This window comes from Sorangium sp. So ce375, from assembly GCF_051473855.1.
Lineage (GTDB): Bacteria > Myxococcota_A > Polyangia > Polyangiales > Polyangiaceae > Sorangium.
Genome location: NZ_CP150335.1, coordinates 7,216,355 through 7,229,304, shown reverse-complemented (window position 1 = coordinate 7,229,304; position 12,950 = coordinate 7,216,355). Strand labels below are relative to the sequence as shown.

8 protein-coding genes are annotated in these 12,950 nt (G+C 71.8%); 4 read left to right on the top strand and 4 right to left on the bottom strand.

Translation table 11 applies throughout. The features are described 5' to 3' along the window. The first annotated feature begins 38 nt into the window (after positions 1 to 38). The 3 genes from topA to WME90_RS26815 all read left to right on the top strand — a co-directional run bounded on the left by topA (position 39) and on the right by WME90_RS26815 (position 5,847). Positions 39 to 2,609 (top strand): type I DNA topoisomerase, encoded by a 2,571-nt coding sequence (gene topA / locus WME90_RS26825; protein WP_437274847.1) that lies wholly within the window; start codon positions 39 to 41, stop codon positions 2,607 to 2,609. Between the two features lie 38 nt (positions 2,610 to 2,647). Continuing rightward, positions 2,648 to 4,081: a methylenetetrahydrofolate--tRNA-(uracil(54)-C(5))-methyltransferase (FADH(2)-oxidizing) TrmFO gene (trmFO, locus tag WME90_RS26820; RefSeq protein ID WP_437274846.1), complete on the top strand. Its 1,434-nt coding sequence runs from the start codon at positions 2,648 to 2,650 to the stop codon at positions 4,079 to 4,081. A gap of 287 nt (positions 4,082 to 4,368) precedes the next feature. Beyond that, positions 4,369 to 5,847 (top strand): DUF2330 domain-containing protein, encoded by a 1,479-nt coding sequence (locus tag WME90_RS26815; RefSeq protein ID WP_437274845.1) that lies wholly within the window; start codon positions 4,369 to 4,371, stop codon positions 5,845 to 5,847. A 143-nt stretch (positions 5,848 to 5,990) separates the two neighbouring features. On the opposite strand, the gene WME90_RS26810 is transcribed toward WME90_RS26815, so the two are convergent. From WME90_RS26810 to WME90_RS26800, 3 genes are all read right to left on the bottom strand, one after another. Beyond that, positions 5,991 to 7,559: an RNA polymerase sigma factor gene (locus WME90_RS26810; protein WP_437274844.1), complete on the bottom strand. Its 1,569-nt coding sequence runs from the start codon at positions 7,557 to 7,559 to the stop codon at positions 5,991 to 5,993. A gap of 106 nt (positions 7,560 to 7,665) precedes the next feature. After that, positions 7,666 to 8,202 (bottom strand): sigma-70 family RNA polymerase sigma factor, encoded by a 537-nt coding sequence (locus tag WME90_RS26805; RefSeq protein WP_437274843.1) that lies wholly within the window; start codon positions 8,200 to 8,202, stop codon positions 7,666 to 7,668. 954 nt (positions 8,203 to 9,156) lie between these two features. Continuing rightward, a complete protein-coding gene (locus WME90_RS26800; protein ID WP_437274842.1) occupies positions 9,157 to 9,627 on the bottom strand; it encodes a hypothetical protein in 471 nt (156 codons plus the stop codon). 948 nt (positions 9,628 to 10,575) lie between these two features. Here WME90_RS26800 and WME90_RS26795 point away from each other — a divergent pair. After that, positions 10,576 to 11,661 (top strand): hypothetical protein, encoded by a 1,086-nt coding sequence (locus tag WME90_RS26795; protein ID WP_437274841.1) that lies wholly within the window; start codon positions 10,576 to 10,578, stop codon positions 11,659 to 11,661. A 150-nt stretch (positions 11,662 to 11,811) separates the two neighbouring features. Here WME90_RS26795 and WME90_RS26790 read toward each other — a convergent pair whose 3' ends face one another. Continuing rightward, the gene (locus WME90_RS26790; RefSeq protein WP_437274840.1) at positions 11,812 to 12,912 is read right to left on the bottom strand and encodes a hypothetical protein; all 1,101 of its coding nucleotides are present in this window, start codon (positions 12,910 to 12,912) and stop codon (positions 11,812 to 11,814) included. Between the last annotated feature and the right edge of the window lie 38 nt (positions 12,913 to 12,950).

Here is a 12,950-nt window from a genome sequence, read left to right as displayed (position 1 = left end):
ATCCTCACAAGCCCGATCTCGTTGCTCAGAAGGTGGTGATGGCCAAGACGCTCGTCATCGTGGAGTCGCCTGCGAAGGCGAAGACCATCAAGAAATATCTCGGCAACGGGTACGAGGTGTTCGCCTCGAAGGGGCACGTCAAGGACCTGCCCAAGAAGCAGAACGCCGTCGACGTGCAGAACGATTTTGCCGAGACCTACGAGGTCATCGAGGGCAAGGAGAAGGTCCTGGAGGAGCTCAAGTCCGCCGCGAAGAAGGCGGACGAGGTGCTCCTGGCGACCGACCCCGATCGCGAAGGAGAGGCGATCGCGTTCCACATCTCGGAGGAGATCAAGAACCCGAAGCTGAAGGTGGCGCGGGTCGAGTTCCACGAGATCACGAAGAAGGGGGTGGATCACGGCGTCCACAACCCCCGCAAGCTCGACGAGAACCTGTACGACGCGCAGCGGGCGCGGCGCGTGCTCGACCGCATCGTGGGCTACGACGTCTCGGCGCTCGTGTGGTCGAAGCTCGCGTTCGGCCTGTCGGCCGGGCGGGTGCAGTCGGTCGCGCTGCGGCTCATCGTGGATCGCGAGCGCGAGGTCGAGGCGTTCGTCCCGGAGGAGTACTGGAACATCGCGGTCGGCCTCGGCGCGGCGAGCCCCCCGCAGCGCGCCCCGTTCGTCGCGAAGCTCGCCTCGGCCGACGGCAAGAAGCTCGAGGTGACGAACGGCGAGGTCGCCGGCAAGGTGCGCGCCGATCTCGAGACGGCCCGCTACCGGGTGGCGAAGGTCGTGCGGCGCGAGCAGAAGCGCAACCCGCCGGCCCCGTACACCACCTCGAAGCTCCAGCAGGACGCGACGAACTACCTGCACTTCGGCGCCAAGCGGACGATGCAGATCGCGCAGGCGCTCTACGAGGGCATCGACCTCAAGCGCGACGGCGGCCCGGTCGGCCTCATCACGTACATGCGTACCGACTCGACGCGCGTGAGCGACGACGCGGTCGCCGAGGTGCGCGGCGTGGTCGCGAAGCGGTACGGCAAGGAGTTCGTCCCCGAGCGCCCGAACGTCTTCAAGTCGAAGAAGAACGCGCAGGACGCGCACGAGGCGATCCGGCCGACGAGCGTCGAGATCCACCCGGACTCGATCAAGAAGTACCTCAAGGACGAGCAGTACAAGCTGTACAAGCTCATCTGGAACCGCTTCGTCGCCTCGCAGATGACGCCGGCGGTGTACGACCGCACGACGGTCGAGATCGACGTCGCGCCGACGATCGCGGCGCCCGCGTACCGGAGCTACCTCGCCAGGGCGACCGGGCGGATCCTGAAGTTCGCCGGCTGGCTGCAGGTGACGGAGGGCCAGCAGGAGTTCGCCGGCGAGGACGAGAGCGCGGGCGCAGCCGCGGAAGGCGGCGCCGCCGCGCCGGCGCCCGAGGCGAGCGCCGCAGAGGCCGAGCGGGCGGCGCCCGGGCCCTCTGCCGAGGAGGACTCCGAGGCGCTCTTGCCCGACATGAAGGAGGGCGAGGCGCTCTCCGTGTCGCCCCCCGGCGTCATCACCGACCAGAAGTTCACGCAGCCGCCGCCCCGTTACAACGAGGGCTCGCTCGTGCGCGAGCTGGAGAAGCGCGGCATCGGCCGCCCGTCGACGTACGCGGAGATCATCAGCAAGGTGCAGCAGCGCGCGTACGTCGAGAAGCGGGACGGCGGCGCGTTCCAGCCGACGCTCCTCGGGAAGTTCGTGGTCGACGGCCTCGTCCGGTCGAACCTCGACATCATGGACCCGAACTTCACGGCGCAGATGGAGGAGGAGCTCGACGCGGTCGGCGCCGGCAACCTGAAGCGCGAGCAGCTGCTCAAGAGCTTCTACAAGAAGTTCAGGGAGCAGCTCGACAAGTCGAAGAAGCTCGCGCCGTGGAAGCCCGAGGCCGAGAAGACCGACATCGTCTGCGACGAGTGCGGGTCGATGATGCTCAAGAAGTGGGGCAAGAACGGCTGGTTCTTGAGCTGCGAGCGCTACCCGAAGTGCAAGGCGACGCGCGACCTGTCCGACGCGCGGGGGAGCGCCGCCGTCCGCGAGACCGACATCTCGTGCGACAAGTGCGCGAAGCCGATGATCATCAAGACGGGCCGCTTCGGCGACTTCCTGTCGTGCACGGGGTACCCGGCCTGCAAGAACACGCGCCCGGTGCCGCTCGGCGTCGCGTGCCCGAGCTGCGGCGGCGATCTCATCGAGATCCGGCCTCGCAAGAAGGGCGGGCGCACCTTCTACGGCTGCTCCAACTGGAACGCCGAGCAGAAGTGCGAGTTCAAGCTCTGGCAGAAGCCGGTGCCTGTCCCGTGCCCCCAGTGCGGCGCGAAGTTCGTCACCCGCACCGCCGGCAAGAAGGCGATGCTCGTCTGCGCGACGAAGGACTGCGGCTTCAAGCAGGAGATCGTCGAGGGGGAAGGGGAGGACGGCGCCGCGGACGGCGCGGCCACCCCGGACGCCGCGGCGGTCGTCGCGAGCGCCGCCCCGTCGCCGGCCGCCCGGCCCGCGCCGGAGGAGGCCGCGCCGCAAGCGGCCGACGCGGCCCAGGGGACAGCCGAAAAGCCCGCGCGGGCCGTGCGCGCGCGCCGCACGGCGAGCTAAGAAGCCCGCGAGACCCCCCCCACCGTGGTGAGAGCTGTATGAACGGAGCGGAGAGCCCCCACGACGTCGTCGTCGTCGGAGGCGGCCTGGCCGGTTGCGAGGCGGCGTACCAGCTCGCGCAGCGCGGGCTGCGCGTGCGCCTCGTCGAGATGAAGCCTCACAAGCGCACGCCAGCGCAGACGAGCGATCGGCTGGCAGAGCTCGTGTGCTCGAACTCGCTGCGCGGCGCCGCGCTGAGCAACGCGGTGGGGCTCCTCAAAGAGGAGCTCCGGCGCGCGGGCTCGCTCGCCCTGCGCTGCGCGGACGAGACCTCGGTGCCGGCCGGGGGCGCGCTGGCGGTCGACCGCGAGCGGTTCGCCGAGGCGATGACGCGGGCGATCGAGGCCCACCCCCGCATCACCGTCGAGCACCGGGAGGTGACGGAGATCCCCGCCGAGCGCCCCGTGATCCTCGCGACCGGGCCGCTCACCTCCGACGCCCTCGCGGCGAGCCTCGCCGCGGCCGTCGGCGCCGAGCACCTCGCGTACTACGACGCGATCGCGCCGATCGTCAGCGCCGACTCGATCGACTGGTCGCGCGTGTGGAAGCAGTCGCGCTACGGCAAGGGGGGCGCGGTCCGCGGCGACCGGGCCGCGCAGCGGGAGCAAGCCGCGCAGCCGGAGCGGGCCGCGCAGCCGGAGGACGCGGCCGACCGCCGCGACGACGCCGAGGCCGGCGACGAGGCCTACGTGAACTGCCCCTTCGACGAGGCGCAGTACAAGGCGTTCGTCCAGGCGCTCGTCGCCTCGGAGAAGGTGGAGGCCCGCGCCTTCGAGGAGGTGCGCTACTTCGAGGGGTGCCTGCCCTGCGAGGTGATGGCGACGCGCGGCGAGCAGACGCTCGCGTTCGGGCCGATGAAGCCTGTGGGGCTCACCGATCCGCGCACCGGCCGGCGCCCCTACGCGGTGCTCCAGCTGCGTCCGGAGGACGAAGCGGCGACGGCGTACAACCTGGTCGGCTTCCAGACGCGCATGAAGTTCGCCGAGCAGCTGCGGGTGTTCCGGATGGTGCCCGGCCTCGAGGAGGCCGAGTTCCTCCGCATGGGCTCCGTGCACCGGAACACCTTCGTCGACGCCCCGGCGCTCCTCGGCCCCGCGATGGAGCTCCGCGCGCTGCCGGGCGTGCACCTCGCCGGCCAGATCTCGGGCGTCGAGGGCTACGTGGAGAGCGCCGCGGCCGGGTTCGTGTGCGCGATCCTCCTCGCGCAGCAGCTGCGGAACGAGCCGCTCCGGCCGCCGCCGCCCACGACGGCGCTCGGCGGCATCCTCACGCACCTCGGCCGGAAGCAGCCCACGTATCAGCCGTCCAACATCACCTGGGCGCACATCGCGCCGCTCGATCCAGCGCAGGGCAAGCTGCGCAAGCGCGCCCGCTACGAGGCGATGGCGGAGCGCGCCCTCCGCGACGTCGACGCGTGGCGGGCCTCGCTCTGACGGCGGATCGCCGCGCGGCCGGCGGCGGACAGGCGAGCGGCCCCGGCGCCTGAGGCGTTCGACGTCAGCGCGCCCTCGGTCGACCGAGCGTCGAGCGCCCCGAGCGCCCGCTGCCGCCCGCCTCGCGCTCCAGCGCGGCGGCGGGGCGCGCCATCGTGCGCGCGCGCCAATCGTGCGCGGCCTGCCCGCCGCGCGCCGGCTTGGATAGCCTGGCGGTGGTGCGCCGCGCGCCGCCCGCGCGCTTACCGGAGCCCGCCCGCGCGGACCCGCGCCCATGGAGGTACCCGATGAAACTTCGCTTGCTCGCGCTCCTCGCGCTCGCCGTTCCTTCCTCGACGCTCCTCTCGCCTCGCGAGGCGCTCGCCTGCGGCGGGTGCTTCGCCCCGCCTACCCAGACGACCGTCGTCAACGCGCACCGGATGGTGCTCTCCCTGTCGCCCGTCCAGTCGGTGCTCTGGGATCAGATCCAGTACGCCGGCGATCCGAGCGAGTTCGCGTGGGTGCTCCCGGTCAAGCCCGGCGCGTTCCTCGAGGTCGGCTCGGACGCCTGGTTCGAGACGCTCGACGCGGCCACGTCCGTGCGCATCACCGCGCCGAACTCCACCTGCGCCACGCGCGGTGGGGGCTGCGGCGCGACGCTCGGCTCCTCGGACGCGGCGGGGGCGTTCGGCGGCGGCGATCAGGTCACCGTGCTCCACCGCGGCACCGTCGGGCCGTACGAGACGGTGACGCTCGCGACCGACACGCCCGGCGCGCTGAACACGTGGCTGGAGGAGAACGGCTTCGGCGTCGACGCGTCGACGCAGCCGGTCATCGATGCCTACGTCGAGGAGAGCTTCGACTTCATCGCCCTCAAGCTCCAGCCGGGCAAGGACGTGAAGGAGATGAAGCCGGTGCGGGTCGTCATGCCGGGGGCGAACCCCACGCTCCCGCTCCGGATGGTCGCCGCCGGGACGGGCGCGAACGTCGCGATCACCCTCTTCACCATCAGCGAGGCGCGGCTCGCTCCCGAGGGGTTTGCGGCCGCGGCCGTCCCCATCGACCTCCTCGCGTGGGATTTCGCCCCGCAGGAGTCGAACTACAGCGTGCTCCGCGAGAAGGCGCTCGCGGCGGCCGACGGCGGCCGCGCGTTCCTCACGCCCTACGCGCAGCAGGGCTCGCTGTTCTCGCCCGTGTCGAGCCCCGCGGCGCCGTTCGGCGTGCGCTACACAACGAGCGGCTCGACCACCCCGGTCGACACGATCGCCGCCGCGTTCGCCCAGCAGGGCCTCGCCAACCGCGAGACGCAGGACACCGCGTGCGCCGTGCGCTTCGCCGAGATCGCGACCGAGAGCCGCGCCGTGGCGAACCCGTGCCCGGCCGGCGTCCCGCTGTCCGATCCGAGCTGCGGGGAGGTCGCCGCCGGTCAGCTCGACGCGCGCGAGCTCGCGTGCGGGGCGCTCGACGACCTCGCGGTCGCGATGGTCGGCCTGCACCCGAAGGACGTCTGGCTGACGCGCCTGGAGGCGAACCTGCCGCGCGCCGCGCTCGACACGGACCTCGTCCTGAGCCCCGCGCCGCAGGAGCGTGTCGACAACTGGCTCCGCGCCCGCGTCAGCGTCCACGCCGACGTGCTCTGCGGCGCGGCGACCCCGCTCCTCGACGGCGACCGCCCCTCGCGCACCCGGGGGCAGGGCACGCTCGTCGGCATGGCGCTCGGCGCCCTCGCCCTCGCGGCGGCGATCGCCCGACGCGGCGTGCGCCGCCTCGCCTCCCGCCCCGCCTGACCGGCGTCTCTCCGCGTCGCGTTCGCGCCGTTCTTCGAGGTCGAGCGGCCGCGCGACCTGCAGCGTGAGCAGGGCGGCGCCGGATCGAGGCGCTGAGGAGCGAGGCAACGCCGGTGTTCGCCGGACGCAGCGTGCCTGGGTCCTCACCGGCTGTTCATGGCCGCGTCGATGGCGCGGAGGAACATGCTGTCAGGGAAGGCCGCGCGGAACCGCTCGGCTCGCGCGCCGGCGTCGGCGCGCCGCCCGGCCTCGATGAGGGCCTGGATGGCCAGCGCCTCGCGCTGCTCGGCTCTCGGGCTGCGCGGATAGTTCCGTGCGTGCAGGGCCAGCACGTCGAGCGCTTCTGTCGCGTTCCCTTCGCTGAGCGCAAGACCGGCGCTGCTGAGCAAGGCGCTCTCCTCGGTCGTGTCGTGCTCGCTGGGCGGGGCGGCTTTGCGAGAGGGGGCGCGTGACGGCGCCGCGGCCGCCACGTCCACGGCCCCCGGGGGCCCGGCGTCCACGACGGCGTCGGCCACGACGAGCCCGCCCGTGGCGCGCCCGCCGCGCCCTGCCCCGGTGCGCTCGGCTCGGTCGGACGCGGCGCCTTCGACCTCGGCGCTGACGGACACCACTGGCGCCGCGGCAGGCGGCGGGAACGCGGCATAGACCACGACGGCGCCCGCCCCGGCTCCCCCGAGGAACAGCGCCACGCCTGCCTTGATGAGCCAGGATCGCGCGATCGTGACGACCGGCGGCATGCGCTTCTCCCCGGTGGCGCCGGCGGCCTCCACGGCGTTCCCGAGACGGCACCGGTGGGGCGAGAAGGCGCCTGCATGGGGCTGCGCCGCAGGGCCGCCGGAGAGGCTGTCCGTGCCGCGGGCCAGCCCTCCGGTCGAGGCGAGCGACCGCTGGAGCCACGCCCACAGCGGTCTGGCGAGGTCCTGCGAAAGGCCGAGCCGGATGCTGCCTGCGTCGAGCAGCATGGGTCTGTCGGCCTGGGCGAACGGCGCCAGGGCGAAGCGCAGGCCACGGAGGCCGAGCGCGTCCGGGTCCCGCGCCGAGAGCCGTTTGACCGCGGCCGTGAACTCGTTGCGGGCTCGTCTCAGCCGATCCCATGCGGTGTTCACGGGGATCTGGAGCGCCTGAGCGATGTCGCGCATGTCGCTTCCCTCGAGGTCGTAGAGCACGAACACCGCGCGTCGTTCCCTCTCGATGCGCTGGATGAGCTCGCGGACGAGGCGCTGGGTCTCGGCCTGTGCGACCCGGCGCTCCGCGTCGAGCCCGGGGTCCGCGAGCTCGATGGGCTCGGCACCGTCGAGCGCGAGCAGCTCCCGCTGGTTCCGTGCGAGCTGCAGGTGGCGAAGGGCGACACGCGCGCTGATGCCCGCGACCCACGATTTGAGCGACAGGCGAGTATCGTGGCCCTCGAGGCGCCGGTGAACGACGAGAAACACCTCGTGAGCGACGTCGTGGAGATCGCGAGACGCGACGCCGAGCCGCCAGAGCACCGCGAGGACGTACGGGAGCAAGGTCTGATAGACCTCCTCGAACGAGGGTCGCGGGGACGACCCGATGACGGGCACGGGATCCCGATCGGGTGCGGCGGCGAACTCTGGGACGGGCGCTGGCGTCATCTCCGGGGCGAGCGCAGGCGCCGCCTCCGGGGCGGGTGCAGGCGCGGGCGCCGGGTCGGGCGCAGGAGGGGGCGCTGGGCGTGCTCGGGGCTCTTTCATGGATAGGTAGTCCGGCGAGACCGCCCGGCTCGTTGCGAAATCGTACACGGGCTCGACGCGACCGGCCGGGCAGGTACCGAAGGGAAGCCTCACCCCGGCGCCGGCGTCACCGAACGGCGCCCTCGCTGAACGGCGGCCTCGGTGAGGCGAGCCTTTCGGCCAGCGCCCTCCTGGCGCGACGCAGCCGGGTGGCGGCCGAGTTGGGGTTCATGCGGCGCTTTCGTGCCCAGGCCACGAGGCTCAGGCGCCCGGCCACCGCGAGGAGGACCTCGCGATGGCCGGCGGGGAGCGCGGCGACCTCGCGGAGCGCGGCGCGGGCAAGGAGCTCTCCCTCGATCTCGAGAGGCGCCTGGCCGGCGGGCGCGAGGGGCGCGCCGCATAGGATCTCGCAACGAACATGGGCCTTGTCCCGGTAATGGGACACCTGGCGCCAGACGACGCCGTGCAACCAGGCGCGCAGCGCGTGGCGCGGGTGCCGCCGCGGGTCGGGGCGGTACCTGCGTGCTCGGATGGCTTTCCAGGCGCCGAGGAGCACCGTCTGGAGGAGATCTTCTCGATCGCGGGCGGGAACGTGGAGGGCGCGGAGCAGGAGGGCGACGAACGGCCGCTCGGCCCAGAGGACCTCGATCGAGGGTGAGGCCACCGGGTGGAGCACCGCTTTCGGCGCGCTGCGTGCGCGACGGCGCGTCCGGGCTCCCGGGGCATCGGTGGACGGGCGGCGGCTCTCCCTCCGGGGAGGGATCGGCAATGGGGTCTTCATCGGAGCGGAGTCCGGGACTGCCCCGCTTCTCGTTGCACAATCGACGGGCCCGTACCTACGGGGCGCCAGAGCGCTCGTTCTGGCGGCAGGCGGGGGACGGGCGCACGATGGGGACAGGCCGGGCCCCCATGAAGGGCGACTTCCCTTGCGGCGGCCCAGAGGCTCCCGCGATCTCGTTCGCTGCCCCTACTGGGTGGGACGGGACATGCGCCTCGGTGAATGCCGTCGAGGGGGCGCGGAAATCATCGCCGGCTTCCGTTCTGCGCGGCAAGCTCTTCGCCAACGCACACCCCCCGGCCGATGTCGACTACTGCGGATCCTCCTCGTCCTTCAAACCCAGAGTGGACACTGGATGCCCCTTCCGCATGGCACCGTCCCACTCGACAGACATGGGCCTGCTGCTTGCCTCGGTCACCGGTCCCATGCGAATCGTTCCAACGGTTGCCGCCCTCGTTTCTCTCCATGGAGTCGCTCTATGTGTTGTATCTTGCATCATGCACCCATCGGAGACTTTCTCTGAGACGGAGATTGAACCACCGACAAGCGCTCCAGAAGCCGGCGACATGACACTTGAGGACGAAGCGGAGAACGGTCCCACGACCGAACCGGAGGCGGTCGGCTCATTCAAGATCGTCCACTGCAAGAGACGTGAGCACGGCGTCGAGTGCATGATGAAGTGCGCCGATGCAGGAATATCATGCCCGGCCGGACGAAAACACCCGTACAAATCCGACGTCAAAACTGGACTACTGATGCAATGCAGAGGTCTCGGTCTGGTCAGCGGCTGCTGGTACTATTACGAAAACGGAGATATCTGTCGGTTCGTCCTCGGGGCCCCTATTCTGTGCCGCTACGAGGGTGGAACTCCTGATTGAGAGCGCGCGCGTAGAACGCGGCTTCCCGCGACGCGCGCTTCCAGTCCGGTCCGAACAGAGACTCCAGGCACCGAAGAGCGAGCGGGCCGAGTTCGGGCGACCGCTCACCGCCCGAGAGGGCGGCGGAGCCTAGTCCGCGGAGTCGCCGCATCCGCTCGACGTCTTCCACGGTGATGGCTGTAGGCCCGTGCACGCGACCGCGGACGTGCTCCAACATCGCCCCCTCGACGGCGGTCAGTGTGTTTTCCCACGCCGAGGGATCCACCTGGAGATCGGCGTCTCCGCGCTCGATCGCATCGGCGAGGATCCGGATGTAGCCGACGGCGTAGAGCTCGGCCGTGGCCGCCCACTCGAGCAGATCCTCGTCCTCTTCGCTGAGCAGAACCTCGTCCTCTTCGTCGTCGTTGGTGAGGGGCTGATCCGGGTCAGGCATGCCCGGAGTCTAGTTCAGTCGCACGATGCGGAAAGGTGCGGCGGCGTCACCTCGTCCGAGGACGGTCTGGAGCGCGAGAAGAGAAGGTCACCGCGCACCAGACCGCGCCTGGCTTCCCTCGTCTGCTGATGGGGGCGCACGGCCAGGCGGACTCCTGGCGCCGCACCTCGCTCGGTCCGCTCGCCCCTCGTGCGGGGCAGGCGGGGCAGACACCCTGGCATGACGTTGCGCTGTAACTCCCGCGCAACACTCACCGTTGCGCCGGAGGTGGCTCTACGCAGCAGGATCGCCCCGGCCGTGGCTGCCTTCCTGGGAGCGCCAGCTCGCGGGGTGGCGGACGAAGCGAATGATCCAGATCGGAGCGACGTGGAAGGCGTCGATCGGCGTGCTGCATGCGGGGCGGCGCGTCCGGGGTCCCGGCGCATCGGAGGCAGGCGGCAGCCCTCCCGCCTGGGAGGGATCGGCGACGGCGTCTTCATGGGAGCGGCTTCCGGGACTGCCTCGCTTCTCGCTGCACAATCGACGGGCCCGCGTAACCGTAGGGTGCCAGAGCGCTCGTTCTGGCGGCAGGTGGGGGACGGGCGCACGACTGGGACAGTTCGGGCCCTCGTGCAGAGCGACGCGGGCTGTCGCTTGGAGAAAGATGAGAAAAGTACCTCGCTCTTCGTAATGCGATCGCACGGGGGTGGCTACCCCGGGGTTGGTCTGGCGGCACCCTTGGGTTCCCTGGTAACGTGGCCGCACTTACGGCGGCGCGCCGTCAACGGCGCCGCAGATCATTGAGGAGCGGCGATGGCGGCGTGGGCGCGACGTTGGCACCGTGGGATCGTGGCGGTTTGCTGTGCGAGCACGCTCGGGCTCGGGGTCATGTCCGGCGGATGCGGCAGGCCGGGGATTTACTTCTGCCCGTGGGACGAGGACGAAGGACCCAAGGGAACGCCTTGTGAAGTGACGGAGCCCCCCGACGCCGGCGGCGCTGGCGGGTGCGGGGGTGGCGGCGACGGCGGCGATGACTGCGTGGCCGAGGACGACACGGACGTCGCCATCGCGTCCGATTTCGGCGACCTGATCCCGGCGCAAGAGCTCTGCGCAGGGCAGTGCGTACCGAAGGAGCCGCTCGGGTGGTCCGAGCCCACGTTGCTCTGGATCGGCTCCCCCGACGCCGTGCCGAGCTGCCCTGCGAACGCACCGATCGTCGGCTACGAGGGCTACGCGGATTTCGCGGCTTCAGCTCCGCACCAGTGCCCCGCCTGCGCGTGCGACCCGCCGGAGGCCACGTGCGAGGTGCCGATGGAATGGAGGGCCTACGCCAGTTTCCCGTGTGGCGGCCCCGAGGCTCCCGCGGCCTCGTTCGCTGCCCCGGAGGGGTGGGACGGGACCTGCACCTCGGCGAATGCCGTCGAGGCCGGACGGACCTGCGATGGCGCCCAGTGCGTGCAGTCGCTCGCGATCCAGGCGCCTCGCGTCGTCTCCGCAGGTTGCGCACCGAGGGTCATGGAGGCGCCGGAGAGCCCCGACGACCCCGCGACAGCGGGGAGTTTCGCGATCGTCGCCCGGGCGTGTACCGGCAACGCGTCCCCCCCGTGCGCGGATCCGGGCATGACCTGCACGCCGGCACCGCCGATGGGCAACGCCGCGCCGCCGGAGGGGTTTCTCACGTGCATCCACCACGAAGGAGAGCAGGACTGCCCCGCCACGTACCCGGACCGGCACGTCTTCTACGCCGGTGTGGAGGACACGCGCGGCTGCGCTCCTTGCGGCTGCACCGAGCCCACCGGAGCGACGTGCAGCGTCCTGGCCTCCGCGTTCAGCGACGAAGGGTGCTCGCAGTTCGTCGCGGGCCAGGTGATCACCTCCGACGCCTCCGGCTGCGGGACCGTCGCTTCCGGGACAGCACTCGGAAGCAAGTCGGTGAGCGTCGTCAGCCTCGAGCCCGGAAAGTGCGAAGCGTTCGGCGGCGAGGCGGTGGGCAGCATCGCGCCCACCGCGGCGGCGACGTTCTGCTGTCACCACACCAGCTCTGTACCGGCCTGAGTCGTCGGCTCACTCCGAGCTCAACAGGGGCCTCTCCAGGAGGTGGCAGGCCGCGAGGGGCGCGTCCACGGACCCCGCGCGCGCTCGCGGCCGCCTCATGGGAATAGCTCCCGCAGGCGCGTCCGATGCTTCGCGAAACCACGCGGAGGTTCAGAAGAAAGCGATCAGACGGAGTGCCACCGCCTCCGAGACGGGCGCCGTGGACCACCCGTCGCCATGGATCGGCCGAAAGAACGGTCGAAGCGTGTTGACCAAGAGGTCGCCAGTGAGCTGCCCGGTGAGGCGGGCCGAAAGCGGCACCTCCATTCCCGCACGAAGCCCGAAACCTGCGTGGGGTCGCGCGAATTCCCTGCCGGTGCTCTCCCTGACCTGCCACACCCCGCCTGCTGTGGCGACGGCGCAGCCGAAGAACCAGTCCGCGTGACCGCAGGGAACCAGCGAGCCGCTCACCCCCGACACGCCGAAGATCCAACCGCGGTAGGGCTCGCCGTCGACCGGAAGATCCCCGCGGGCCTCCAGCGAGAGCGAGAACCTCTCCCAGCGGACACCGGCGACCCCCGAGAACCCGACCGCCACCGACGGCGCCACGCCGGCGCCGAGCAGGACCCCGGCGCCCACCTGAAGGCGAGGGCGCTCCGGCGGCGGCCCCGGACGCTGAGCGGGTCGGGCCGGCGCAGCGACGGGGCGGGGCGGCTTCGAGGCCGGCGCCTCGGGCGGCGCGTCCGGCGAGTCAGGTGGAGCGGCCTCCCCCGGCGCCGGCGGAGGCGACGCCGCGTCGGGCGGCGCGCCCGGCGAGACGGGTGGCGCGGCGTCCTCCGGCGCCGGCGGGGGCGGCGTCCCTGAGGGCGGCGCAGGAGCGCCCCCCGGTGCAGGCCGTGGTGGCAGGAACGGGCGCATGAAGATGCTGAGGGAGAGGCCGATGTGCTGCACCAGCACGCCACAGATCGGGTTCGAGAGCTCCTGGCGGCCGAGCTCCCGGCCATTGCGGTCATGGAGCACGATCTCTCCCTGGAACGCCGTCCCCTTGCGCTGGACGACGACCTCGATGTGCCGCGCGCCGTCGTGAACGAACGGGTCGGCCCCGGCGAGCTGGCTCGCGACGATCGCCCGGAGGCTCGGCTCCTCGGGGCACCCCTCGGCGCCGGGCCCCCGCGTGTAGGACAGCCGCGCGCCACGCGGCGCGCCCTGCGCGAGCGCCGCGGGCGCCGCCAGGAAGAGCGAGGCGGCGAGCGGCAGCGCGGCGCGGTTCATCCTCCGGGTCCGGTTGCGGGCGAGCTTGAGGCGGACAT